This is a genomic window from Sulfurimonas sp. (assembly GCF_034005705.1).
Lineage (GTDB): Bacteria > Campylobacterota > Campylobacteria > Campylobacterales > Sulfurimonadaceae > Sulfurimonas.
Genome location: NZ_JAVEUF010000010.1, coordinates 20,994 through 46,506 on the forward strand (window position 1 = coordinate 20,994; position 25,513 = coordinate 46,506).

The 25,513-nt window shown below is 31.0% G+C and carries 28 protein-coding genes and 1 tRNA gene; 11 read left to right on the forward strand and 18 right to left on the reverse strand.

Annotated elements, in window-relative coordinates; genetic code table 11:
• Positions 1-26: 26 nt before the first annotated feature.
• From RBR61_RS06610 to RBR61_RS06655, 10 genes are all read left to right on the forward strand, one after another.
• A complete protein-coding gene (locus RBR61_RS06610; protein ID WP_320342971.1) occupies positions 27-377 on the forward strand; it encodes a hypothetical protein in 351 nt (116 codons plus the stop codon).
• Positions 378-575: 198 nt separating this feature from the next.
• Positions 576-827 (forward strand): hypothetical protein, encoded by a 252-nt coding sequence (locus RBR61_RS06615; protein ID WP_320342973.1) that lies wholly within the window; start codon positions 576-578, stop codon positions 825-827.
• Between the two features lie 258 nt (positions 828-1,085).
• Positions 1,086-1,445, forward strand: coding sequence for a hypothetical protein (locus RBR61_RS06620; RefSeq protein WP_320342974.1), 360 nt, complete (start codon positions 1,086-1,088; stop codon positions 1,443-1,445).
• Between the two features lie 114 nt (positions 1,446-1,559).
• Complete coding sequence (locus RBR61_RS06625; protein WP_320342976.1) at positions 1,560-3,317, forward strand: hypothetical protein; 1,758 nt, start codon at positions 1,560-1,562, stop codon at positions 3,315-3,317.
• Between the two features lie 9 nt (positions 3,318-3,326).
• On the forward strand, positions 3,327-3,698 hold the full coding sequence (locus RBR61_RS06630) for a hypothetical protein (RefSeq protein ID WP_320342977.1): 372 nt from the start codon (positions 3,327-3,329) through the stop codon (positions 3,696-3,698).
• Positions 3,698-4,801: a zonular occludens toxin domain-containing protein gene (locus tag RBR61_RS06635; protein ID WP_320342979.1), complete on the forward strand. Its 1,104-nt coding sequence runs from the start codon at positions 3,698-3,700 to the stop codon at positions 4,799-4,801. Before RBR61_RS06630 ends, RBR61_RS06635 begins: the two co-directional genes overlap by 1 nt.
• On the forward strand, positions 4,737-5,876 hold the full coding sequence (locus RBR61_RS06640) for a hypothetical protein (protein WP_320342981.1): 1,140 nt from the start codon (positions 4,737-4,739) through the stop codon (positions 5,874-5,876). Before RBR61_RS06635 ends, RBR61_RS06640 begins: the two co-directional genes overlap by 65 nt.
• 124 nt (positions 5,877-6,000) lie before the next feature.
• Positions 6,001-7,296 (forward strand): hypothetical protein, encoded by a 1,296-nt coding sequence (locus tag RBR61_RS06645; protein WP_320342983.1) that lies wholly within the window; start codon positions 6,001-6,003, stop codon positions 7,294-7,296.
• A 1-nt stretch (position 7,297) separates the two neighbouring features.
• Positions 7,298-7,900 carry a DNA cytosine methyltransferase gene (locus RBR61_RS06650; RefSeq protein WP_320342984.1) on the forward strand — a complete coding sequence of 201 codons (603 nt, stop codon included), beginning with the start codon at positions 7,298-7,300 and terminating at the stop codon, positions 7,898-7,900.
• A complete protein-coding gene (locus RBR61_RS06655; protein ID WP_320342986.1) occupies positions 7,893-8,774 on the forward strand; it encodes a site-specific integrase in 882 nt (293 codons plus the stop codon). Before RBR61_RS06650 ends, RBR61_RS06655 begins: the two co-directional genes overlap by 8 nt.
• Before the next feature lie 219 nt (positions 8,775-8,993).
• On the opposite strand, the gene RBR61_RS06660 is transcribed toward RBR61_RS06655, so the two are convergent.
• The 15 genes from RBR61_RS06660 to RBR61_RS06730 form a co-directional block, all read right to left on the reverse strand.
• Positions 8,994-10,148, reverse strand: a complete 1,155-nt coding sequence (locus tag RBR61_RS06660; RefSeq protein WP_320342987.1) for a site-specific integrase — start codon at positions 10,146-10,148, stop codon at positions 8,994-8,996.
• The gene (locus tag RBR61_RS06665) at positions 10,141-10,398 is read right to left on the reverse strand and encodes a hypothetical protein (protein WP_101184530.1); all 258 of its coding nucleotides are present in this window, start codon (positions 10,396-10,398) and stop codon (positions 10,141-10,143) included. Before RBR61_RS06665 ends, RBR61_RS06660 begins: the two co-directional genes overlap by 8 nt.
• Entirely contained in the window at positions 10,391-11,596 is a 1,206-nt protein-coding gene (locus RBR61_RS06670) for an AAA family ATPase (RefSeq protein WP_320342991.1), read from the reverse strand. The genes RBR61_RS06665 and RBR61_RS06670 overlap by 8 nt, the downstream gene beginning before the upstream one ends.
• Positions 11,593-11,829, reverse strand: coding sequence for a helix-turn-helix domain-containing protein (locus RBR61_RS06675; protein WP_320342993.1), 237 nt, complete (start codon positions 11,827-11,829; stop codon positions 11,593-11,595). The genes RBR61_RS06670 and RBR61_RS06675 overlap by 4 nt, the downstream gene beginning before the upstream one ends.
• A 430-nt stretch (positions 11,830-12,259) precedes the next feature.
• Positions 12,260-14,305 carry an AIPR family protein gene (locus RBR61_RS06680; protein WP_320342995.1) on the reverse strand — a complete coding sequence of 682 codons (2,046 nt, stop codon included), beginning with the start codon at positions 14,303-14,305 and terminating at the stop codon, positions 12,260-12,262.
• Positions 14,306-14,307: 2 nt separating this feature from the next.
• Complete coding sequence (locus RBR61_RS06685) at positions 14,308-15,243, reverse strand: PD-(D/E)XK motif protein (RefSeq protein WP_320342997.1); 936 nt, start codon at positions 15,241-15,243, stop codon at positions 14,308-14,310.
• Positions 15,233-17,929: a Z1 domain-containing protein gene (locus RBR61_RS06690; RefSeq protein WP_320342999.1), complete on the reverse strand. Its 2,697-nt coding sequence runs from the start codon at positions 17,927-17,929 to the stop codon at positions 15,233-15,235. The genes RBR61_RS06685 and RBR61_RS06690 overlap by 11 nt, the downstream gene beginning before the upstream one ends.
• Entirely contained in the window at positions 17,910-19,337 is a 1,428-nt protein-coding gene (locus RBR61_RS06695) for an ATP-binding protein (RefSeq protein ID WP_320343000.1), read from the reverse strand. The genes RBR61_RS06690 and RBR61_RS06695 overlap by 20 nt, the downstream gene beginning before the upstream one ends.
• Positions 19,318-20,343, reverse strand: a complete 1,026-nt coding sequence (gene dcm, locus RBR61_RS06700) for a DNA (cytosine-5-)-methyltransferase (protein WP_320343001.1) — start codon at positions 20,341-20,343, stop codon at positions 19,318-19,320. Before dcm ends, RBR61_RS06695 begins: the two co-directional genes overlap by 20 nt.
• An 85-nt stretch (positions 20,344-20,428) precedes the next feature.
• Positions 20,429-20,653: a hypothetical protein gene (locus tag RBR61_RS06705; protein ID WP_320343003.1), complete on the reverse strand. Its 225-nt coding sequence runs from the start codon at positions 20,651-20,653 to the stop codon at positions 20,429-20,431.
• 2 nt (positions 20,654-20,655) lie between these two features.
• Positions 20,656-21,549 carry a nucleotidyl transferase AbiEii/AbiGii toxin family protein gene (locus RBR61_RS06710; RefSeq protein WP_320343004.1) on the reverse strand — a complete coding sequence of 298 codons (894 nt, stop codon included), beginning with the start codon at positions 21,547-21,549 and terminating at the stop codon, positions 20,656-20,658.
• Complete coding sequence (locus RBR61_RS06715) at positions 21,546-22,151, reverse strand: hypothetical protein (RefSeq protein WP_320343005.1); 606 nt, start codon at positions 22,149-22,151, stop codon at positions 21,546-21,548. Before RBR61_RS06715 ends, RBR61_RS06710 begins: the two co-directional genes overlap by 4 nt.
• A gap of 210 nt (positions 22,152-22,361) precedes the next feature.
• Positions 22,362-22,514, reverse strand: coding sequence for a hypothetical protein (locus RBR61_RS06720; RefSeq protein ID WP_320343007.1), 153 nt, complete (start codon positions 22,512-22,514; stop codon positions 22,362-22,364).
• A 60-nt stretch (positions 22,515-22,574) separates the two neighbouring features.
• The gene (locus tag RBR61_RS06725) at positions 22,575-22,973 is read right to left on the reverse strand and encodes a hypothetical protein (protein ID WP_320343009.1); all 399 of its coding nucleotides are present in this window, start codon (positions 22,971-22,973) and stop codon (positions 22,575-22,577) included.
• The gene (locus RBR61_RS06730) at positions 22,973-23,257 is read right to left on the reverse strand and encodes a hypothetical protein (protein WP_320343011.1); all 285 of its coding nucleotides are present in this window, start codon (positions 23,255-23,257) and stop codon (positions 22,973-22,975) included. Before RBR61_RS06730 ends, RBR61_RS06725 begins: the two co-directional genes overlap by 1 nt.
• A 208-nt stretch (positions 23,258-23,465) precedes the next feature.
• Between RBR61_RS06730 and RBR61_RS06735 the strand changes: the two genes are divergently transcribed.
• Complete coding sequence (locus tag RBR61_RS06735; RefSeq protein ID WP_320343050.1) at positions 23,466-23,648, forward strand: helix-turn-helix transcriptional regulator; 183 nt, start codon at positions 23,466-23,468, stop codon at positions 23,646-23,648.
• 199 nt (positions 23,649-23,847) lie between these two features.
• On the opposite strand, the gene RBR61_RS06740 is transcribed toward RBR61_RS06735, so the two are convergent.
• From RBR61_RS06740 to RBR61_RS06750, 3 genes are all read right to left on the reverse strand, one after another.
• Entirely contained in the window at positions 23,848-24,456 is a 609-nt protein-coding gene (locus RBR61_RS06740; protein ID WP_320343013.1) for a hypothetical protein, read from the reverse strand.
• A 463-nt stretch (positions 24,457-24,919) separates the two neighbouring features.
• Positions 24,920-25,003 (reverse strand) — tRNA-Leu (locus tag RBR61_RS06745).
• A 138-nt stretch (positions 25,004-25,141) separates the two neighbouring features.
• Complete coding sequence (locus RBR61_RS06750) at positions 25,142-25,456, reverse strand: F0F1 ATP synthase subunit C (RefSeq protein WP_137011867.1); 315 nt, start codon at positions 25,454-25,456, stop codon at positions 25,142-25,144.
• Between the last annotated feature and the right edge of the window lie 57 nt (positions 25,457-25,513).

Here is a 25,513-nt window from a genome sequence, read left to right on the forward strand (position 1 = left end):
AAATTCTTCACTTAAAGGAGTGACAAATGATTAATGTATTAATGATCGGTAAGATCAAGGCTGTTCGTAAAATTGAGTTAGATGGGTTTGTTGATGGTAAATGGACTGAAAACATTCCTAAAATTGAGGTTACTGTTGAGAGTGAGATCCCTGATGATAACGGTGATATAAATTATTCTATGGATAAGCAGATTTTAGAATCTACTGAATATAGAAGGTTTAAAGATTTAGAGCATAAATATGTAGCTGTTCCATATGTTATGGATTCTTCTTCAAAGGGTCAAAAGTGGTATCCCGATAAAAATACTCCTGTGTTTGAGTTAAAAGATTCTTTCGTCGGTATGATTAAAACTTCTGATACAACTAAAAAGGCTTAATTATGGGAATTGACAATAAAAAACAAAGAGATATTTATGTTGGTTCTAATGATAGAACTAAACCTTCTTTGTCTAAACGAAAAGTTCAAAATAGGCTAAAAAACAAGTTGGCTAAAAAAGCCAAAAAGAGTCAATCTTAAGCCACGATTTTTTATAAAAAAATGTGGGACAACTGAAAGGCGATAGGGAGTTTTAAAAATGCAAAATCTATTAATAAAAGCTATGCAAGACATTAACAATCAGATCAAAGAGCTTGATAAAGAGTTCGATTATCTTGTTATTTCTGAATTAAGACGACAACGCTTTTTTATACTTTCTACATATAGATATTTCTATAGACATGGTTATTTTAATAACTCTTGTACGGGGTCGCAGATAGCGGTTAAGAGTATGCCCGATACTTTTAGAATCACGGAGGATTCACATGGATTTAACTGGCGTAACATTTAACACAACTGATGTGTTAGCGGTAGCTTCTTTGGTTTTAGCAGCAACAGCTGTTATTTGGGGTGCAATTAAAGCTATTTCAATGGCGAACAGAGCTTAATATGCCCGATATGCCCAATATAAATGTAAGTGTTGTTTTTGCACTTTTCACGATTGTAATCACTGCGCTTGCTTCTGTTTGGGCTATTAACAAAGCAATAATATTTGCTAAATCTCATTAACTCTTCGGAGTTTTTGGGATTACTAAAAAAAGAGGAAAAAATGAAATATTTAATAAGCTTACTTTTTACAATAAACTTTTTAAATGCTTCTATGCTCTTGGACTCTAAAAATATCTGCATTGATGATTTTTACTATACAACTAATCAATTTTATTATTTAGACTCTAAAACTCAAACTTGGTTTTATTTTGACTCTACAAATATAAATCTCTCAAAGTCAATAATCCCAAATTTCATTTATGACTCTGCAACTGACAAATGCTCTCCTAATGAAGCTTACATTTTAGGTATGCAAGACACTGAATATAATTTTTTACTCGGCATAGTCGGCTTAATTTTCGGTGCTGTTTTTATGTTCTTCACTACTCAAATTTTTACAACAGTTGGCGGTCGCAGATGATTTACATTGAACTTACAGACATGATAATAATAAACTATTTTGCAAGTATTTTTATAAATCTCACTGCTGTTATTGCTCCTCTCTTTGCTGCTTTAGCTCTAACAAGGCATTAAAATGAAAAAGATAATATTTTTAGTTTTGTTTTTAAAGAGTTTTGTTTTTGCTGTTCCATCTTATACTGTACCCATTGTTACTTATACTCATGTTTATGATTCTTTTGTCTCGGGTACTTGTTCGGTAGATGTTCCAGGTCACTATGAAACCTCTTTATTAAAAAACCTTTGGGGTGACACTGAATGTTATCAAAGAGCAGATAGTTATTTTACGTATTTATCATATGACACTTTAAGAGATTATGAGTGTTCTTCTAATGGTGATGGAACTTATACAGTTGCTAAATCTGATAAATCTGTTTCGGGTACGTGTAATTATGGCTGTAATTTAACTGATTCTATTTGTCAAGATAGATTAGGTGATTTAAACGCAACTGTTTCTTTTGATGATTGTACTTGTGTGCTTCCTCCCCCTCCTCCTCCTGACGATTTAGATGATGACAGCGACGGTATCCCTAATAAGTGTGATCCAAATTATGTAGATTATTTAACTATGGATTGTGACGGTGACGGTATAAGCAATAATTCCGATAATGACATAGATGGTGACGGTCTATTAAACGTTAACGATCCTAATCCATATTCTGATGGTTCAAGCTCTGGTACTTCTGATACTCCCTGCCCTGCAACTTCTTATAATTTGACTCCTGTTAAAGATCAAGCTTCTTGCTCTATGGATAATTCTCTGTTTTTTCCTGTACCTGACGGAGAGACTAATTATGTAAAATTTGTTTATTGGGATGAGTGCCGTCAATCTTGTATGGCAAGTGTTGGTACTTGTCCTTATGGTCAGGTTATTCAAGATGGTATATGTAAGAGTGTTGTTCCTGATGAGGATGATTGTCTTGGTATTTCTAATTGTCAAATTGACTCTTGGGGAGTTTCTCCTAATTTATCTTGTTTTAAAAAATGTTATTGTTCAACTACTTTAGACCCTAATCCGCAAACTCCATATTTTTCGCAAGAGGTTTCTTGTTCCGAGAATTATGACGATCAAGCTAAAGTTAATGATCTTGAGTTAAGTAGTGATGTTAATAAAACTCTTCCTACTGATTTATTAAAAGACTCTAATGCAACTTATGATCTTGACGTTTCTGCTTCTATGAAAGTTGCTTTGGACTCTTATGCAGGTGCTAAAGAAGCTACACAATTAGATTTATTATCAGAGTCTAAAATACAAACTTTGCAGTTAGTCGGTGCAAATAGTAAACTATCTGATATTTCTACATCTTTGGAGCAGTTTTCCGCTGTTTCAACTTCCAATCAAGGTGCTATTAATAACACTTTAAAAGGTATTGACACAGGTATTGATATTGGTAATTCTCATCTTGGTTCTATTGATGACAAGATGACAACAAACAACTCTTTGCTTGAAGATATAAAAGATGTTCTTATCGGAGATTCTAATTCAACAGGTGGTGGAGATTCTTCTGGTGATGATTATACTGATTCTGCTGAAGAAGCTGCTGCAAAAGCTTCTATATCTGGCACTCTTGATTCTGTTTATGCAGGTCTTAATCAATTTGTTCAAGATAATACAAACATGATAAATAAAATTCAAGATGGATTTTCTCATCAAAATTCTTCTATGTCAACTGGTACTCAACCTATTTTCTGCGCTACTGTCTTTAATCGTCAAATTTGTATTAATCTTTGTGATTCTTTCGGTCAGTTTAGTTCAATTTTCTATTACATTTTTTATGTGGTTTTTATGTTTGCTTCTTTGAAGCTTTATTTTTCAGCTTTTAAAATGAGATAAGGGGGATTTATGCCAGTTTTTGATTTTGCTTCGGTAGCTCGTGCGATTTGGTATTTTATTAAGAAAGCTGCTTATGGTTCAGTTGTCTTTACTTTTTTAGGTATTGTTATCGCTGGTTTTGTTACTTTTGTAGCTACTTTTTTTGTGTTTTATAATTTATTAGATGATTCTATTACTAGAATTATGGTTTATGGTTCTGGCGATCTTTTATCTAAGTTTTTTGGTTTATTAAATTGCATAGGTTTTACTTCTGCATTTAATGATACTAAAGGTTATTTGTTCGGCGGTTTGGTTTTTTTACTTCTTAGAATTGTTTCTGCACAGGTAATTAGATCTTATTATATTTTACTTAGAGTTATTTCGCCACTGGTCCAATCATAATGATAGTCTATCTTGTTGGTGTTCCCGGTAGTGGTAAGACATATAAAGCCGTTTATACTATTTTCAATAATTTTTCTATGCATGAGAAAGCTAAAAAAGATGTAAAAAAGGATTTTTACAATTGCTATACCAATATAAACGAATTTAAATTTGATAAAGTTCACGATGTTAATGCTCTTGATTTTGATGATTTAAACCGTAAATTAAAACAGCTTCATAGACTTTATAAAGATAAAGTAACTGATGAGTATCTTATTGAAAAATGTAAAGAGTTTGAAATTTATAAGACTCTTTTTGTTATAGACGAAGCTCATAATTATTTTGATAAAAATGATACTGTTCTTATTTGGTGGCTTTCGTATCATCGACATCTTTACCAAGACATCTTTTTAATCACTCAAAACCTTTCTCTTATCTATACCAAGTACAAATCTTTTTCAGAGTATTTCTACAGAGCCAAAGCAACTACCGTTTCTTTTAATCGCAATACTTTCAAATATGATGTTTTCATAAACTCCCGTCTTTCGATGAATGCTAAAAGCCATACTGAAAAATTACCTAAAGTAAATGAAGTCTTTGAACTTTATCAGAGCGGTGATTCCATCAACTCTAAAAACATCTTGGCACGTTTTATATTTTTCTCTTTTGTAATGATAATTATTGGAGTAATTTTTGCCTATTTCTATTTTTCAACTCCTGATATTTCAGATCAAAATGTGACTGATCCCGCTAAAAATAATGTGACTTTGCAGCTTAACAAAACTGTGACCGATCAGCATAACAATTCTAACTATGCTGCAGCAGAGTCACAAATAACTATACAAGATCCTACTAATCGTAAATTTTTTGATCTCACTTGTAATAATACAAACTGCTACAATGAAGATATATTGCTTCCTCTTGCACTTCTTGAATATTTCATTAAAAATCAATCTATCATTTTTTTCTATTCTGTAAAAATCAATAAAAATTCTTCTAAGTTTTATCTAGACTCCACAGAAGATTTTTATAAATACATCTCAAATAAAAGGCGTGAAAATGAAGATTATAAGACTAATTCCGATGATCCTGTTCCTGTTAGTTCAATGTTTAACGGCAAATGAAAAAAATATCACTTTGCTTGATTTAACGGAGCTGCTTAGTTCTCAAAATAATATTAATGTTTACATTGATGAGGAGATCAAAGCTAAAGAAGTTTCTCTTTTTGTTCCTGAACATATCAGAAATGAAGATTTCTTGCATTTATATCGTCAATCAGTTAAAAAGCTTGGTTATGATGTTACCAGCTTTAATAATACTTACTATTTGACTAAAACTCCGCCAAATGAGCTTTATCCCTATTTTTTTGATTTAAAGACCAATAGTTTTGAAGCAGTTTCTAAATATCTTGCATTTAAAAAAATAGAGTTTCAGTATATAGACACTACAAATGTAATAATCTTTTTTTGTAAACAGCAAGATTATCCTGTGCTTTATAAAGATATTTCAAAGATTGACTCTCAAAAAAAGCAAGTCACTTTAAAATTTACAATTATAGAGATAAATGAAGATGATCTAAAAGAACAAGGTTTTGAGTTTTCAACTACTTATAAAACTGCTGATGATAGTTATAGAAATGTTTTAAATACGTTTATATTGCCCTTTCAAAGTACTAAGCCTGTTTTTATGCGTTCTACTTTCTACAGTGCTTTAAAGCTCTTTAATGAGTTTCAATTTTTTAAAATTTCTCAAAACCCTTATGTATTGGCTCAAGACGGAAAAGATTTTATTTTCTCTGCTGTAAATAATATACCTTATCAGACTTCTACAACTATCACAGAAGCTACCAATACATCAGAGCAGACTACCATAGAGTATAAAGATGTAGGCTTGAAGATTATAGGCAAAACTCTTATATATGATGATTATATAAATCTTGATCTCGATCTCATTATAGAAGATATATTAAGCACTTCAAACAACATCCCTACAACTTACAAGCGGCAATTAAAATCTAACTCTAATCTCAAATATGGAGAGGTTCTTATCTTAAGCGGTATCAATCAAACCAAAATAAATAAAACAGAGTTTTCTATACCGTTTATAAGCAATATTCCATATCTTGGAGAGCTGTTTAAATATAAGAGTGATTCAGAGGTTAAAAGCAATATATCCATTGCGATAGAGGTTATTAAATGATGTAGAGGCGAATGGGCTTCAACGTCGCTTTGCGAGCTTGCTCGCAAACGGCGATGAGCCTCTCTTGGCTATCTATAAAAAGTTATCGGACACGATTGGTTAAATTTAAAAAGGAAGTGACACAATGATAAATTACGGTTTGAACAAACAACAGATAAAACAAGCAAGAGATAAACTCTTAAAAAATAAACAGTTTATGCAAGATAACGGTATACATCTTGATAATAAAATTATTCCCTTTTCTGATTTTGTAGCAAATAGCTATATGAATGCAGATAGATATATTGCAGAACTACAGCACAGAGCTTGGAGCATATACGATTATGCAAAAAGTAGATCTCTAAAAAACATCTTTATTACTCTTACTTTGCCATCTCGCTGGCACCCTAAAAAAACTTATAAAGATAAGCTTGTTAAAAATAGGAATTTCGCAGGTCGCAAATATATAACTACGATCAATAAAATAAAGTTTTTAAACTGCCATGTAATCCAAAGAGTACCTTTATTAGAGCCTATACTTGATTTTAGTGAAACTATAGACAAATATACTTCTCGTAATGCTTCTATTGAGCTTACTAAAATGCTTAAAAAAATATTTGATGACAGAAGCTATAAAAATATCGAGAAAGATGACAGATGTTATCTTCGTGTAACAGAGCCGCATAAAGATGGTACTCCGCATTTGCATATTTCTCTTTTTGTTCCTGCTGATAAAGTTGATTCAATTGTAAAAGCTGTAAATAGAATTTTTCCTGCTCCACTTTCTAAAGTTGAAACTAATGTTGAATCTCCTATTTCTTACTTGATGAAATATATTTTAAAAACTCTTGATGATTTAAGAGAGGATAGCGACAAAATAACAAATTTGACTCTTTGGTATTTATATCACGGCATTTGCAGGTTTTATACAAGTCGTACGTTTGTAGCTCTTGAAGTTTATAGAAAATTAAAAGGTATGTACACTCTTATGGATTTAACTTCTAAATATCATTCAAGTGATGTTTCTGTTTATTATTATAGCGGTACAAGAGACATAGCAAAGATAGATAATGAGCACGGCACTATTTACACTCAAAAGCCTGTTAATTGGGCTGAAAAATTAGAAGATTATACATATTTAGAAGCTGAATATGATTCATTATCAAAGAAAAAATATTATGTTTTTGTAGATGTAATGATAGATGGCGAGCAGTTCTTTTATTTTAACGGTAGATATACAAAACATAAGAAGCAAGCATATGAAATGAACGACTTAGAACTTTATGAATACTATCAAAGCATAGATATTGAAACAGTTGATCTAAAACATTATGCAAATACTAAAAACATCTTGATAGATAGAGGCTTACTACATGAGCCAAAAATCAATTTGGCTGCATATCAAGATGATTTTTTTAAATTTGAAAGTGAGGTGTTTTAAGATGAAAAAGATTTTAAATTTATATTGTGGTATTGGTGGTAATCGTAAATTATGGGGAGATAATTATCAAGTTGTAGCTGTTGAAAAAGACCCTAATATTGCTTCTGTTTATCAAGCTTTATATCCTAATGATATTGTAATTGTTGGTTGTGCTTTACAATATTTAATGTTGCATTGGAGAGAATTTAATTTTATTTGGGCATCTCCTCCTTGTCAATCTCATTCAAGAATGAGACAATTTTTACAAGTTCAATGCAGACAGCAGCAAGCAATACTTCCTGATATGACACTTTATCAAATAATAATTTTTTTAAAACATAATTTTAATGGTTCTTGGGTTGTTGAGAATGTTAAACCGTATTATGAGCCTTTAATCAAACCTGATTTTGAACTGCAGCGTCATTATTATTGGTCTAATTTTGAAGTAGAAAAAAAAGATTTTAAAAAATCTAATTTAAGAGCTGCTCAAATAAAAGATTTACAGCAATATCTTGGAATTGATTTATCAAATTATAAACTTCCAAATAAAAGACAAGTTTTGCGTAATTGTGTTTTGCCTGAAATTGGTAATTATATTTTAGAGAGTGCTTTTTTAAATGCCTAACTTTTCTCACTACTCATCTTTATTCTTAGACTTCAAAAAGCATGAGTTAAAAAACTCTACTCTTGATAAATATACAAATATAGTCAAAGATAGAATTAATCCTTTCTTTGGCGAAATGGATGTAACAGAGATACGTCCTAGTGATGTTAAAAAATGGCTCTATTCTCTTGATGATATCGGCTCTAAATCTCAAAGAATTTACTTATCTGTTCTTAGAGGTATTTTACAAGAGGTTGTTTATGATGAGTTGATACACAGAAACCCTGTCGCAGTTGTCAAGCTTCCTAAATATAAAGCTCCAAAAATCAAACCTTTTACGGCTGACGAAGTAAATCAAATTATGGACTTAGCTAAAAACTTCAACTATAAGCACTATTTAGCTATTGCCTTTTATACTGGTATGAGAAGCGGAGAGATCATAGCACTCAAAAAAACCGATATTGATTTTGAAAAAAATATAATTAAAGTTCAGCGTACACGCTCACGATTTGGAGAGAGTACTCCAAAAACTACTTACAGTATAAGAGAAGTTCCTATAATCGAACTTCTTAAACCTTACATAGTTGATCTATATAACTCTCATGACAACGAATATCTTTTTATTACTCAATATAAAGACCCTTATAAACATACTGACGTTTTTGTAAATAAGTTTTGGAAACCTGCATTAAAAGAGTTAGGTATAGATTACCGCAGACCATATAATGCACGTCATACATACGCTACTAATATGCTCTATCATAATCTAGTATCTCCAGTACAACTCGCACAACTTTTAGGACACGCAAATACTGAAATGGTTTATAACGTCTATGTAAATTATATAGACTCGTTTAACGCTGATTTTGATAGAAGTATTTCGATTTATAAATAATCAGGGTATGTAGAGAAAATTTTTGAGTTTTTAAAAGAGGCTTCAAAGCCCTTAAAATAGGGGTTTATGGTGCGATCGGAGAGATTTGAACTCTCACACCCGTAAGGCACTACCCCCTCAAGACAGCGGGGGAGACCAAGATAGCCCTAAAAATGGAGCTTAGAAAACTCCATTTTTATCAACCGAGAAAAATCCGAGAAAACGAAACTAAACATTGCCTTAAGCTATTTGTAGCAACGCATTAAAGATCTTGGATTTTTCCTCTGCTTTTTTCTGCTTGTGAACATCTTCAAGGCAATCTAAGTCATAATGCTTAGTTGTTACACTTGAGCCTTTCACATGCCCTACCACTTCTTGAATATCCTCAAGTGAAACTTTTGAAGATTGGTTCATCATAGAGACATAAGTCCGTCTTGTAGCATAGAGTGTTTTATACTCAACACCTATCTCTTCAAGAAACGGTCTAAAGTGAAAATCGACAATAGTTTTCGCATTTTTGAATGGCTTTCCATCTTTTGAAACGAAGAGCCACTCATCATCTGGACGAAAGTTCGCATAAGATTTCAAAAGTTCAATGGTTTCGGGAAATAAGAATATCTCTCGATTATGATTTTTATTCTCGTGGACGATTGCCGATACATCGCTAATTCTACCTTTTGAGATAGTTCTATGAACTTGCAAATATCCTCGTTCCAAATCAAAATCAGACCATTTAAGACCTATAGCTTCACCAGTACGAAGTCCATATTTTAAGGAAAGTTCTAAAAAAACTTTGAGCCATCCTTTCGATAAGCTCAAGATTTTTTGTGCCTCAGATACTTTATAGACTTTTGTGTTTCTTGGAGTTTGTTTGAATTTAAACTTTTCGACCAGCTGCATACTCATCACATTGTGAGGCATAAGCTGTTCATCAAAAGCAGCTTTCAAAATATTTGCTAGAACCCGTTTGACTCTGATACATCTATCGTAACAGTATCCATGTTTGCTCTGCAAGGTTCCTAGAAACTCAGTGACATCTAAAGCACTGATCTCATGAAACTCAATCTTCTCAAAATATGGTAGAATTAACCTATTAAAGATACTTTCGTAGTCTTTCTGGGTCTCTTCTCCTCGATACTCAGAATTTGACCTAAGGACTCTCAATCCAAAACTCTCAAACGAAGTCTTTTTAGTCTCGTTTATATCAACACCGATTAATTTCAAAAGAACCTGCATAGAGTTTTGTCGCTCCACCCATTTTTTATTTAACGGAGTTGCTTTTTTGCCTATGCTTCTCTTATAATGTTTCCCGTTTACGGTACCTTGAACACAGATCATGTTTGTGTCTTTTCTGACATAGAAAGAACCGTCTGAACATATAAGATTATTATTCACTCTCTACTCCTTTACCTAACTTTAGTAGCTGTAAAGCAGTAGTTCTTGAGATGAATATTTTATCATTTTCTTTCCAAAAATCAACTTCTGGCTCATAGTTATTCAGAAGTTTCATCCTGATGGCTTGTCTTGTTAAGCCTGTTCGTTCTACTATAAATGAAATAGGAACTTTTTTAGGGAAAAGTGACAAAAAGATCTCCCTTTGCTCTAATAGCAAAGTTTTTAATTCTAAATAGTGCATTTCACTCATCACAAACTCCTTTTACGGAGTCACTCAAAGTAGTTTTGCAGTTTTTCAAGTTCTGCAAGTTTTCCACTTTTTCAGACTCGTTTTGCTCTATCCAAAAATAGATGGCATTTTTTTGATCTGGTCGTCGCTCATAGCTCCATTTTCCCTTATCACCCCAAACCGTAAGCCATCTTGTAGCCTTTTTCTGTCCGACTTTGTACTCACTGAAAAATCGCATTTTCTCCAAGTGGGAGATGATCTCACTTTGGTTCATCTCTCCATCTTCAAGTGCTTCTAGTACATAAGAGACAAATTTTGACTCACGAAGTTCTATATTTTCCTCTTCATAATCAACCTCTTTGACTATTTCTCTGTCTTCTGTAAGAAATGCTTTACCCTCTATGGCATACCTACTAGCCTTTTGTGGATGCAAGAGGATAGTAGAGTTAAACTTATTTCTCGTGATAGAAAACGAATAATCCGCATAGTTGATGATCTGCTGAGAGTCTGCAAAGTTTCCATCTTTATTCAGATGATGGATAAAAAGCGTACTCCCTCCTACACTTCGCAATATCTTTTCATAAAAGTATAGCTTTTGTGTATCCACAAAACCTCGTTTTTTAGGGACAGTAAGCATTAGTGAGTCTTGGATAACAAAGTATTCCCTATCAGGATGCTTCATCTGCTCTTCAACAATCTCGGTTAATAACTCTTGAACAAACTCTGAAAAATCACTGCCTGTTTGTTTTCCTGCATAGATAAATCTTTCAGGAAACTTTCTAAGCAGATGGTATGCTTCACTCTCTTTGATCTTGGTTTGATTCATATCACCGTCGATCATGTAGATATAGACATTTGCTTTGGTAGTCAAAATAGTTGTGCATACATGTAATACGACGGTCGTTTTACCGACACCACTATCTCCGATCATCACACCTATGGAACTTGATGGAATCAGGTCTTGCACCAGCCATCTCGTGGCAGGTGCATTTTTGATCTCTTCATAAGTATAGAAGTGACTTTTAAAACGCTCTTGAAGAGGTTTTTTAGATGTCAGTTTGCTGTTTTGAGCTACTTGGATCTCTTGAGTGATCTCAGTTTTTTCATCTTCACTCAAAAACTCGCCAAACTTCTCTAAAAATGCCTTAGCTTCTATAACGCGATAAGGAAGACCTTTTAGCTGCTGTATCCTTGTTTTTGCTTTTTGGAGGGACTTCAAAGTTCACCTCCTGCATCTGCAAGCTGACAATCACTCACATGAGTAAGAAATACTGCTACACCCTCAGTCGGGAACAAAACTCTGTTACCAATATTTGCATGAGGTGGTAGTTTACCGTTTTTAAGCCTTCTATTTATCGTAGAAAGGCTCACCTTAAGAACTTCTGCCAAGTCATTTTTACTCAACATATAGCCGTAGTCGAGGTAAAGAGACTTATAAATATTGTTAGACATGGATAACTCCTAAATTTAATTAGGAGCTGAAAAAACTTACATTTTCATTTTTTCCATTTCTCACATTTTTACATTGGTCTTTGATTGAACTTGAAGGGTTTAAAAATAATTTATCAAAGCGGGAACTCCATTACCGTCCCGAGGTATTTTCATCATCTTAATTTTAATTTTGTGCGCACATTGTAGATCTTGGTCTACATAAATTAATTTATCTTCACTATACATCATCGTATTCATAAATAATCTGACAAAAGGCAACCCTTACTAAGCCTAGTGTCTTTAATAGTCTAGCTTTTTCAGCTCGTGTTTGTGATGCTCTAAAAAGGTCATCAACGGTCAAATTTTAAAATATGTTTTTTTAGATTTTGCTTAAGTAAAAACTGCTTGTCAACACCGTTATTGACAAACTTTTTAGATTTTTTTGAATATATCATAATACAACACCTTCATTAATTGCATTTTCATATAGTTGGTATAATATTTTAGATTGTTTAGGAGATGGTAATATCATCAATCCATTAGTATATTTTGTTAAAATATCTAATTGCATCATAGAAATGTGAAGCTTCATTTCATCCTTTTGATAATACTCTAATAATTGTTTCCATTTTTCTTTTTCTAAATTGATTACAAATGATTCAATTTCTATACTTGAATCTAACTTCTTTCCTTTTTTAGCTTCTCTTTTATTATATTTTTCTTCTTCACTATCAGTTAACAATTCATCATTTATTTCAATTTTTAAATCTAACTTTTTTACCCTATCCCAACATTTTGTTTTTTTACACCATTGTCCAACATTTGTGTTACCTTCTGGAGGATTTGTAATGTTTTTAAATACTGCTTCAGCTATTATTGCAAGTATGTTGTACAATGAGTTTGGTAGTTTCTGTGATTCCCAAATTAAATTAAAATTTAAATATTGTTTTTTTTCTTGAATATGATGAGCTAAATATGCAATCGTATACGCGACAGTTTGTGCTCTGTAGGCCTTATGTAATTGATACCACTCAGATTTTGAAATCAATTTCTCAACTTCTTTAAACATTATAACGCGAGATATACTGTCTTTAAAATATTGTTCAGTTATTGCTAAATTATCCTCTTCTAATTTATCTGTTATTGTTTTTGCAAAATCTGCAAAACTATATTGTGCACCTTTAGACACTATATCTGGTTTTTGTAACCACACATTCTCACTTTTTGATAAAAATGTTTTATCAATTAATTGTAATTTTGGATTTTCTAATTGAAATTGTTTTTTTTGTGACTTTGTTAAGTATGCTTGTTCATTTAAATATTCACCCCTAACTCTTTCATAAAACCAATGTGTTCTTCTTTGTGAACCACCAACTGCAGCAACCCATATTCTTTTAGAGTAGTTTTTAAACTCTTTATGAAAAGGACTATTAGAAAAAAAGTCTGATTTATTAATTTTATTTTGGGTATTTGCATACTCTGAAACATTTGATACAAATTCATTTTGTTTTTCTTTATCCTTCACAACTGATAGTTTCATCTGAACATAAACACTTGAAACATCCAAGTTTGAAGTTTTATTTGCTGCATAAATTGCTGATGTAGTTTGACCACCATTAACAATTTGAAAATTAACTATTTTTGTAATGTTATTTTTATCATCCACTTCTACATCTGTAGCTGTAGCAGTTATGCCATTATTGTAAGCAAAGAACATTTCTGGGTTATATTCTATTGTATTTCTTAGGCCTTTATTTACATTACCTCTAAATTGTAAAAAAGTTCTAACATTTTGTTCAAGTAATTTTTGTCCATACTTATGATAAATATCGACTAGTTTATTACCATCTAATATTGTTAAGAATGATTTGTACTCATTTGATATTGAATCAACTTGTAAAGTTGGGATATTAACATCTATTTCAAAGTCGCCACCAGTATTATCAGATAGATACACTTTGTACAAATATTCTATATCAACAACTCGAAATTCAATTTCTAAATTAGTGTTTATATATTCAGTATCTATATCTAATAAATTTCTAGTAGCTTTACCATCAGAAATCAACATAAGTCTAACTTTTTTGATTGCATTTTTATTTAAGTAGTTATATATATTAAATGCCATAGAATAATGTTCAAATCCTTGCTCCATATTTTCATAAAGTGCTTGACTAGATTTTATAAAAAATGTTTTTAGTCTTTTAAATTTTGTATCAATATGACTTTTTGTTAATGTTTGGATTTCTTCTTCTTGAAAAAATTGATGTGCTAGTAAAGTTAAAATTTCTCTTTCCTCATCATAATCGTACCCATAAACTTCCATACTTTTTTTTGTATATTCAGCTTCAGTATAATTATTTGAAAGATCTCCAGTTGTTATTAGTTCTTCACATACATTTTCAAAAAAAGCTTGAGGCTTTGGAATTCCTCTGCTTTGTGTATCTGATAAAATTGATTGTAAAAAATCTTGATGAAACTCTTGTAGTGTAATCATTATCAACCTTTAAATTGAATTCTTTCTATTTCAAATTCTTTACACTGTAATAAATCAATAGAATAGTTCAAATTTAAAATTCTACTATCAATATCTAATGGTGTAATTTTTGGGAATGATGTACTAACATGGAATATCCTATTTTTATCTATAATAAATTTATATTTTTTTATATCTAAATCTATCATATATCCATATTCAAAAAGTTTATTATGAAATATCTCAAAAAATTCAAAGGATTCATTTTCTATTTGTTTTTCAATATCTAAAATTAAATCATCAATAGAAATTCCATTATCTGTAGGAGTTAATCCATAAGAAATTAAATATATAGGTTGTTTATCACTATATAGTTGTGCAGCAGAAGAAATTGATACAATGGGTGTTTTTGATGTTTTATATGATTTGACTTCAATAATCATATCTTCTAATAAAAAGTCTTGTTTATCAAAATCAGCACCAACCCATGAAAAAATTGCATTTTTAATGCCAATATTATTAGCAATTATCTCTTTTAAACACATTAGTTCACTAAACAATCCCATTTGTTTATGTAGTGGAAAGTCTATACTTTTATTTTTTAAGAGAAATTGTTGCCATCTTTTTAGTCTATTTTCAATCGCATTAAACATAGTAATATCATCATTATATTTTTTTGCTATTAATATTAAATCTTTACATAGTGTTAAAAACATTTCCCAATCTTGGTTATTATTGATAGCTATGAATAATTCTGTAGTATTTTCTTCATTTCTTTTTAATATCGATAGACCTTTTAATTTTAATATATCTATATTATTATCGTATATTGACTTTATTTTAATATATAATCCATATTTACCTTCTAAATCAATAATCCAAAAAATATCATGATTAATATTTTCTTTAACCCTTCTTTGGGTACTTTTTTTCATATCTTTCCAGGGATTAATCATCATATTCCTCTTCATATCTAATTTGTTCTTCAAGCTCTTTAATATATACACTATTTATAATATATTCAACTGTTTGAGAATGTCCAAACCCATTATCTGGAAAACAAACTCCAAAAGCAGGTAATGTTTTACAAAATTCCGGAATATCCAATATGTGAAGCATTAATACTGGATTTTTTAATTTTTTTCTGATATACCTTGACTTTTCACCTTTTTGAAAATCTTTAGCATTTATCTCTTTTTGTAAGTCTTTATCTAATAATATTAACTCAGGAGTACCAGATGAAGCTTTTCTTCTAGCAAGTTCAATATAATCACCTTTGTCATTAGGATTATTTCTTAATTGGGCTTGTGTAATAATTGATCCAATAGCTATTTCTTGTTGCTTACCACTATATAATACTATATCCCATTTTGTGTCTATATTTTTAACATATTCTTGAATAAACTTAATAGGCATTAAATTATCAATTACACTTCTCTTGTAAATAATAAAATCATTTAAAAACTTTTCTATAGTTTCTCTTTCAATTTCTCTAAAAATAAAAGGAGATTTGTTATCTGATAACTTGTAATCTAAACCTTTAACTAAATCTACAAGCACACTTAAATTTTGTGCGTGGACTTTTTGATCTTTAGAAAATCTAACAGTTTCTTTTAAAACTCCATTTAAATTCATTTTATGAGGTAATACCTGGGTATTCTTGCGTTTATTTTTTGCGGTTACTTGCAATAAACTATCTGGATGCTGTTTAACAGCTAAACCAAAGTCCAAAGGAGTTTTCTTTTCTTTTGCAATCTCTTTAAAGTCTAACATTAACTCCTCAGTTGCTTCAATTATTTGCCTAAAATAATTTTCAACTTCTAAAGGCATATATATTTTACATAAATCTTCATAGCCTGCTCTATATCCAAACCATCTACCCATTTGCATTAATGTATCATAAAAAATTGTACTTCTTATAAAATAGCTTACACTTAAACCTTCGAGAGTAAAACCTCTTGCTAAACTCATACCACCAATTGCTATAATATTTGAGGTTATATCTTTACGATATTCTATTCTTAATTTGCTTTTTTGATGTTCCTCTCTCACCACAACAGTATCAATAATATCCACTAGTTTACCAAGAATATTTTCCCACTCAAATTCAATAAAGCTAAGCTTTTCAAGAAATAAATCATAAAATTTCTGAATTATAAAACTTTGATTTTTTGCATTTGTTAATTTTCCATAAGATTTTATATCTGCTTTAATAATTTGTAAATGACTATTTACTAAAAAAGCAATTTTAGAATGCATATCTGAAAATCTACTAATATGAATGAGCATACTATTGTGTTTATTCTCTTGTTTTCTTAAATATCTTATTGCTATATTTAAAACATATAAGTTAATTGCTTCATACAAAGAGTCTGGTAGAGTTGTCAAGTCATCATCTTTTTTATGGTTTGTTGGTATAATGTCCTGATAGTCATTTATATTAATAATATATTTTTCTGTATTATTTAGAAATATTTTTCTTGCACCAAAATAGTTTGTCGGGGCATCAAGCGCATAAATAAAATCTCTTGGAAATAAATCTTTAGCTATATCACTTTCTTTATTCTTGTTATCAAGATAAATATTCTTTGTTTCTTCTACTTCATGGTCTATAAAAATATTTGCATATGGTGTTGCAGTATATGCAACATAGCTACTTTTATGGAATAAACCAAGTAACGCCCTGATTTTTTTGTTTATTGTTGTTGGATCTTCTTGTTCTTTGGTATTGATTGAAGCATAGTCAGATTCATCATCAATTACAAGCATTGAATGCTTGTATATTTTGTTTTTATATTGATTTTTTATCCAAGAGATAACACTTGTTAATGTTGATGTATTTTTTTTAATTACTAATAAAATTGGCGTATTAATATTGTCAAAATTTGTCCCTTGTGAATTTTTATCTGCATCTCTTGCATTAAAGTCTTTTTCAATAGTTGTTAAACTAATTGGTAATTTATCTTTTTTAGAATCTATTAATCCTACCCCAACTAACTTTGAAGTATTTTTTCCTAAAAATGCTTCGTTAATTCTTTCTTGAGTTTGATCTCTTAAATTATTTTTATCTCCAGCAATAACTACTATAAATCTATACCCAGCATCGGCTGCTTTACAAAGAAGTGATGAATAATTTGCAGTTTTTCCAGATTGAACATGACCAACGACCATTCCATATATATCAAATTCTTCTAAATTAGGATTGCCAATATTATCCATTACCATATCAGTATCTTCATCTATTGTTTTTATTACTTCTGGAGGTAAAGATTTTTCATGGTATTTTTTTAATCTATTCCAATAATAATTGTTATTGCTTTTTTCTTGTTCTAGTTTAGTTTTATTACTCCACCATGTTGTATCTCTTTTTTGTTGCTCCTCACCTTTTATTATTATCCCTTCTTCCATTTTAACATCAAAATGTTTCTCAATTTCGATTCTTAGCTGGATAAAATCTTTATCTGTTAAATTTTCTATAAAATTAATAAAGAAATGACTTTTCATATCAGAGGAAAGTATTGTTTTTATATTATTGATTTCTCTTTCTATATCGGATGCTTCTAAATTTTCTTCTTGAAGCTCATATTGTTTGTTTAGTTTGCTTAATAAAAACTCTTTAACTTCTTCATATAAATTCATTTGCATCAAATAACTCCTCATGGTTTTTATACAGTTCAGTCTTCAATAAACTTTCTATATATTTTTTATCAAAACCTAAATTTTTCAATTTTATAAATAACTCTTTTTTATCATTATCCGTAAGTAAATTTTCTTGTTTAATGTGATGAGGATTTTGTTGTAATTGATGTTGTATTGATTCTAAAGGAAGATAAGCTTGTAAGCCTTTAAGGTAACTATTAAATAGGTCTTTATTTTCTTCTGGTAATGATTCAATAAGTTTAATATAAATTGGATGCTCCTTATTCACTCCAAAATGAAATCCATCGTGATCGGGAACTATAGTCCAAAACCTTGTAGTTGTTTTATCATTTATTTTTCTACCTCTTGTAGAAAAAGGTTTAAATCCATCTTTAGTTACTTTTTGTATGATTCTTTTTAAATCTTTTTTTAATTCTGGTAATGGATTTGCAGTTGATTTTTTAATGTCGATTCCCCAATAACCATCTTGACTATTTGATATATCGATTTTAATTCTTACTAATTTATGTGCATCACTCGCTTTGTGTAAACCCCACCAAGTACCATATATCAATAATCTATTAGCTCTATAAAGATAAAATCCTTGTGATTTTATATAACCATCCTCTGTTCCAAATCTATCCCATTCTTCTCGAGATAGATTTTTATGATGAGGAAGTATAAACGATGTAATTTTTATATTTGAACCATAAAAGTTTATAATCTCAGGAGATTGTTCAAATGTTGCATCGTGATTGGAATTAAAAGGATCAAAGGGTTTTAAATAATTACCATTTACAGAAATTTTTAGTCTTGTAAAACTATCAGATCCTTCTAAAAACCTGTGAAATACTAAAGACAAATGACTATTTAGCTTTTCAACCTTATGTGAAAAGGTATCTTGTTTGTATTTATCAATTTTCTCCCAAATAACTAATGTACCACTTTTACTACTTGAAAGTTCATTAAAAAAAGGAATATCTTGATATGTGTTTATTTCAGGAGTAATTAATTCCCATTCATTTACTTCTGAAATATAATCTAAATCCCATTGTTTTATTGATAGCTGATTGTCTTTTTTAGAAATTACAGTAAGTTTTTTACATTGAGAAAAAGATGCTGTTTTTAATCCTAAGCCAAATCTTCCTAAATCTTTTTTATCTCTTTCATCATCAGGATTCTTTGTTGCAAGCCTCATAGCTTCTAATAATTCATTATCATACATACCACTACCATTATCAAGCATATAAAATACTAACTCAGGTTTTGGTACAGTATAAATTTTAACTTCAGTAGCATTTGCTGAAATACTATTATCTAAAATGTCTGCTATAGCAATTTCAAATGTATATCCCACATCTCTTAAAGATTTTATGAAATTTTTTAGATTAGGTTTAACTAATTCGGTTTCCATTAAGAACTCGTACCATTTCCTCTGCAATTTGTTGAACCATTGGAACCACTACTGAATTTCCCGCTTGTTTATACAATTGTCCCCTGGCAATATTATCAGGTAATTTAAAAGTTTTGGGAAAGCCTTGTAAATTAAAACACTCTTTTGGAGTCAATCTTCTAGGTATATTATTATCTAAAATAATAGGTATATTATGACCACCTCCTCCCATATTGGCTGTTAATGTCGGACAAACATTTGATTTATTTTCTCTTACATAATATCGTCTATATTGATATACTGTATCTGTATTTTTTACTGCCTCCATTACTCTTTGGTGTATCTTATTATCAAAATTATTATATATATCATTTGCTAAAACTGTGGATTTATCTAAGAATTCTTTTACTTTTTTAGGACTTTTATCTAATTTTGGAGGTATTTTAAATAATTTTGACAATAATTGTTGTTCTATATTATCTATTTTATTAATTTTTATCGGCTTATCAAAAGTATATTCACATTCATCTTTAAAACCAACTATATAAATACGTTCTCTCCCTTGAGGTATATAGGTATGTTCTGCTGCATTTAAAATAAAAGGGATAAATGAATATCCTGCTTTTTTTAATTCTTTTTGTACAACTTTAAAAGTTTCACCATCATTATGTGATGCTAATGTTTTTACATTTTCAAGAAAATAAGCTTTTGGCTCTAAATCTTTTAGTAGTCTTATAACATCAAAAAACAACTGCCCTCTCTCATCTTCAAACCCTTTACCATGTCCAGCTTGAGAAAATGGTTGGCAAGGAAATCCTGCTGTCAAAATATCTACTTTTTCCAAATTTTCTTTCGAAAGTTTTTTTATATCACCTTTTATTAGTTCTGTATCTTTATGGTTTAATTGGTAAGTTGTACACGCCTTTTCATCAATTTCGTTAGCCCAAACAACCTGACATCCTGAATTTTTAAAAGCTTGACACACTCCTCCAACTCCAGCGAACAAGCTTCCTACTTTATATGACATACTTACCCTTAATATATATTCATTATAATCAACTTATAATATCATAATTAATATTTATAAAAAATTATTCATTGATTTATTACTTTTAAAACCCTTGTCTTTTGAGTTCTTTTGCAAACTCACTAAGCCCTTGCTCGATCTTTTCCATCGCTGTGTTATTACTCACTGGCACTAGCTGAACCATACCGTTGATGAAGTTTGTTTTAAAGATTTGCTCTGTCTCTTTATGGATAACCATATCATCATAATCTTTGTAAAAATCATAGTTCTTCGTAAACTCTTCTTGCATTACTGTAAGTATTTGTTCCATAGTTATTCCCCCTTGATTTTGATATTTTCTACTACTGCTATAAAAAACTCTTTTGACCAAAGCTCAATTTCTCTCATATCTTTTATGAACGGTTGTACATCATTTTTTGCTTTGCCTACATCAAGACTTTCTATCCTTTGTAAAAGAAGTTCTTTGATATTTTGTTTTGTAAGCTCATCTGGTATATTTATCTCATTTGCTTCTAGGTATTTACAGCTTTGAGAGAGTCTTGCTTTTAAGTGTTTTGTATCTAGTTCTACATCGTTTGCTATGTACCAAACCATGTCATACCAGTCACGCCCTTTTGGTCTGCTACTCCATGCACGGCATAGTATGGCGTGCATTTTTCCAGCATACAAAGATGGCAAGGTAAAAGCATTTATCGAAAACGGGCGTGGAGTCAATCGTATAATATTCTCAATTTCAAAGTCTAGTGGCGGATTTGTATCTACTTCAAGTTTTATCTTTACAGCTTGGTCTCTATGGATTTTGCTCGTTATATCTTTTGGAGCATTTATATTTATAAGGTGCTCGATCGTGTTGCCTTTTACAAACGCTGAAGCTATAGCACTGCTATTGTTTTTTTCTTTTATCTCTATGGTCACATCAAAACCGAATGCCTTTAAAGTAGATATGATTGCTTCTTCGTAAGGCTTGAGATTAAATTTCGGGTTACTCTCAAGAAGAGAAAAGTCCAAGTCTTCTGAAAACCGTGGAAGATTATGCAGTATTCTAAGAGCTGTTCCGCCGTAAAAGGCAGCGTGTTTGAAAAATCCTGCATCATAAAGACCAAGCAGCACTATCTCTTGTAGTATCTCTCGTAGGGCATCAAAGCTGGCATTGGAATCTCTTAGATCATATTTTTCAAGCATTTTTATAAGAGCTGGATGTGTCATAATTTTCCTTTTTCAATGACTTGCGAGAGAGTCTTTAGATTTTTAGACTTGTAAGCAATGGCTATCTCTTCAATAAGTTCAGCATCCAAAGGCTTTGTGATCTCAAGTCGCAGATCATATTTGAGGTAATCTACCATCGCACCTTGAGTAAGAGTACCGATACCTCTGTCGTAGCGTATCTTATCGCACAGTGCTTTCTCTGGTGTCGCTATAAATCTTCCGCCCTCATTTTCATCATAGACCCAGTCGATCCCTAAAGAGTAAGCTTTTAGCGGTACTTTTTTATAGCTAAATCTTCCAATTGGAGTTTCAAAAAGCTTTTCGTTTTTGCTTGTAGCAGATGTGATCTCACTTACTCTCTCAGGTATCATCCCATAGTAGCTAAGTGCATAGTCAAAAGAGACATAAGACGGAGTATAAAGTGTATTTGCAACACTGATGAGATCTATCGGTTTTGTGAGGTAAGGCTTAGAGAAGGTGTAAAATCCTTTTTTCAGTCGCACAAGCTCACCACTTTTAACAAGGTTTGAGATCTTGTCGTTTACATTGCTCACTGATTTCTCAAGCAGTGCATAAAGCATCTCATGAGAAAATACTGACAACGGTAAAGAATTTTTAATCTCGATGGTTTTCATAAGGAATATTATAGCATAAAACATATAATTTTACATAGATAATCCTATTATTAAATATTAACTATATAAAATAATTGCTTTAATGCTGTTTTGCTTTTTATAGGTTTTATAAAGTTAAAGTTTATAAAAGTAGTAGTTTTATAAACGCTGAGTAACCGTTTTCATATCTGAATTTTCCTAAAAAAATTCTCTCAAAGAGTCTCTAAATGGTTTGTGATATGTTGCAAAAAGTGCTGCAACGATCATAATCAATATTGCTAAAGCACTACTATTTTCTCCTTTATACAAAGCAAAAAGGAACAATGCAAAGAGTAAAGCTAAAAATGGCATACAAATTTCCTAAACGAAGTAATTTAATACTCAAAATATCAGTTAGTAAATATTATAACACTATTCCTTAACATAATAAACAGTATCGCCAATAGCCAATGTAAATTTCCAACCGTTTTTAATAGCATTTTCTTTTAACCAAGTTTTTGGCTGATCAAAATTATCACTCTTGCAAGCTCCTAAATAATTTGGAAATCTATTTGTCTCAAGACATCTCATGACTTTTTGAGAACTTTTTACCTTTTTAAAAGTCACATAAAATGAATGATTATTAATGGCAATCCAACCATCATGTAAAATGTCCGTAACTTCAAAGATCTTATTTTCTGGCTTGCATTTTACATATTCAAAAGTCGTTATAGATGTTTCGCAATTGATTGTATCACCCAAATTATAGGCATATGACTGAGCAGTACCGAAAAGATATATTAACAACAAAAAAAATTTAGTTTTTGACACTACCATCTTCCTCCCGTAGTGTCATACATTGCCCAAAAATTTGCTTGTCTGTGATAATAAGCATTTGCATTCCCTCTCTTATCTGGCTTAAACCAAGCAAATATAAATGGCATCCATACAACAAACTCTGCAAAAGCATTGTCACTTACACTGTGTATAAACTCTATCATAGAGTTATAATCTGCGATGATCCAGTAGCCTACCAAAATTGCTAACGACATAACCAATAAAGTCAAATAACTTACAATCAGTCTTGCTGTTACATTTGCAAAATACTCTGCCATTTTTTGCTCCTGATATATTTGTTTTATAGATTTATTATAAAAGGATTTAGCTTAAAAAATATTTCACTATAGGGAATTTTATTAATTTATGTGATTCTATATAATCAAGTAAAAATGTTACAGGATTTTTTACATAGAAAATTTACAGGAAATCTCACAAGAAGAGATACAAGAACTACACCGCAAAATAGCTGATAATGTTAAAACTATACGCAAACTAAAAAATATTTCTCAATTAAATTTAGCTCATTCTATCGGTCATAAAACTGTAAGTACAATTGCAAAGATTGAAGCTGGCCATGAAAACAAACACTACAACATAGAACAACTCTATAAAATCGCTAATGTACTTCAAGTAGATATTAGAGATTTTTTTATATTTCAAAAATAATTTAGTCCGTCGCTATTCACTGTCGTTCATAATAAGCGTGATTTCATCCTTGAAAAAGGACAAAAAGAAGTATTTATATACTTGATTTTGTCCCTTAAAATAAAATGCTTACTAAATCGATACAGAGAAATCCCTATATTAAGGACTTTCTAGCATAGTGTCAGAAAAAATCGTTACTAGGTTGAACTTTTCGTCCCTTTTACTCATTTGGAGACTTTAAAAGGGCGACAATATTCTCAAACTCTATAAGATCATCCTCTTTGATTTTGAATTTTTCAGTAATTAGTGCATAAGAGTATGCATCCAAAATATTAAACTCTGGATACCTTTCTTGTAAATCATTTAAGCGAGTATTTTCATAAGCTCGTTTGATCTTTTTTTTGTTTTTATCGTTGTATTTATCAAAATGATAAATGGCTGCTCGTTTGATATTTTCATCATAATTTTGATATATTGTTTTTACAAACTTTAGTAAAAAAGAACGATGAATTACATAACCCTTTTGAAGTTTCAAATTGTACGCTTTTTTTAGCCATGTATCTACGATCTTCTCAAGTCGTGATTTTGTTTTCTCTGAGCGGATGCCAACCATCTTATCCATAGTAGAGATGATCTCCATAATCTCTGGTTCACCTTGTGTAACATCCCAGATTATTCCCGTAACAGAAGTGATTGGATCTTCTTTTGTGATGTATGGTCGCTTAAAATTTTCATCAGTCAGCTTATTGTAAAGGTATCGAAAAGCATCCTTTGAATATGGATATATATCTAAAAGTGAAGATTTTTCTTTTGATTTAACTCTAGGCATTTTTTCTCCTTAATAACCTTTATTTTGATAGGACAAAATCGCTATCTATAAAGAGTATAGTTGAAAATATATGCCAATTCTAGAGTTAAATTTTGATTGATACATAGTGATATGCAGTGACACAGTATCTAAAAATTTGTGTTACCTATATAAACAAATTACTAGGGATTAAATTTTTTATGAGAATTGATATACTTGCATAACTTGAAAATCTTGCCAAACTTGCAAAACAAAGCTGTAAAAGCATTTATGAGAAAATTGACTATGAAAACACGGTTTGATAGCTTGTAAAGTACCTGTTTATCGATGTTTTAGAGTTGTATTTAAGTTTTTATTAAGAATATTGGAGATTTTTGTATTTTCCGAGAAAAGACCGAGAAAAATAAGTTACCAGAATGTTGTCAAAAGTGTAAAATGAGTCAAGAACTACTGCTAGATTTTTGTTGATTTTGAGATTCTTTAATGGTGCGGACGGGGGGACTTGAACCCCCACGGCTTGCGCCACACGCCCCTCAAGCGTGCGTGTCTACCATTCCACCACGTCCGCGACAATAAAAAATTTCTTCAACGACCATTTATCTTGATTTGTTCCCTCAAGGTAGCGTGTCTACCGTTCCACCACGATCGCGTAAAGAAAATTTAAAAGTGCCGACCCGAGAGGGTTGGCGAGGGTTACTTTGGTTGATTAACCTAAGTAAGGGTTTGCGTAAAGTGCGATTAGAGCAATTACAAGTGCGTAGATAACCTGAGCTTCGATCATCGCAAGAGCGATAAACATCGTAGTCATAAGCTTAGCACCTAAACCTGGGTTACGAGCTGTACCAGCGATTGTAGCAGCAGCAGTATGACCCATACCGATAGCTCCACCAAGAGCAGCAAGACCAAGACCAAGACCTGCAGCGATCATTGAGTAAGCTTTAAGAGTTTGGTTAGCAACGTCACCGTCAGCAGCAAATGCAGCAGTAGCAAGAGCTAACATTAAAAATAGAACTTTTTTCATAGTTTCTCCATTAAAATTATTACAAACTTTTTCGGCTAGCGTAACCACATCCACAGT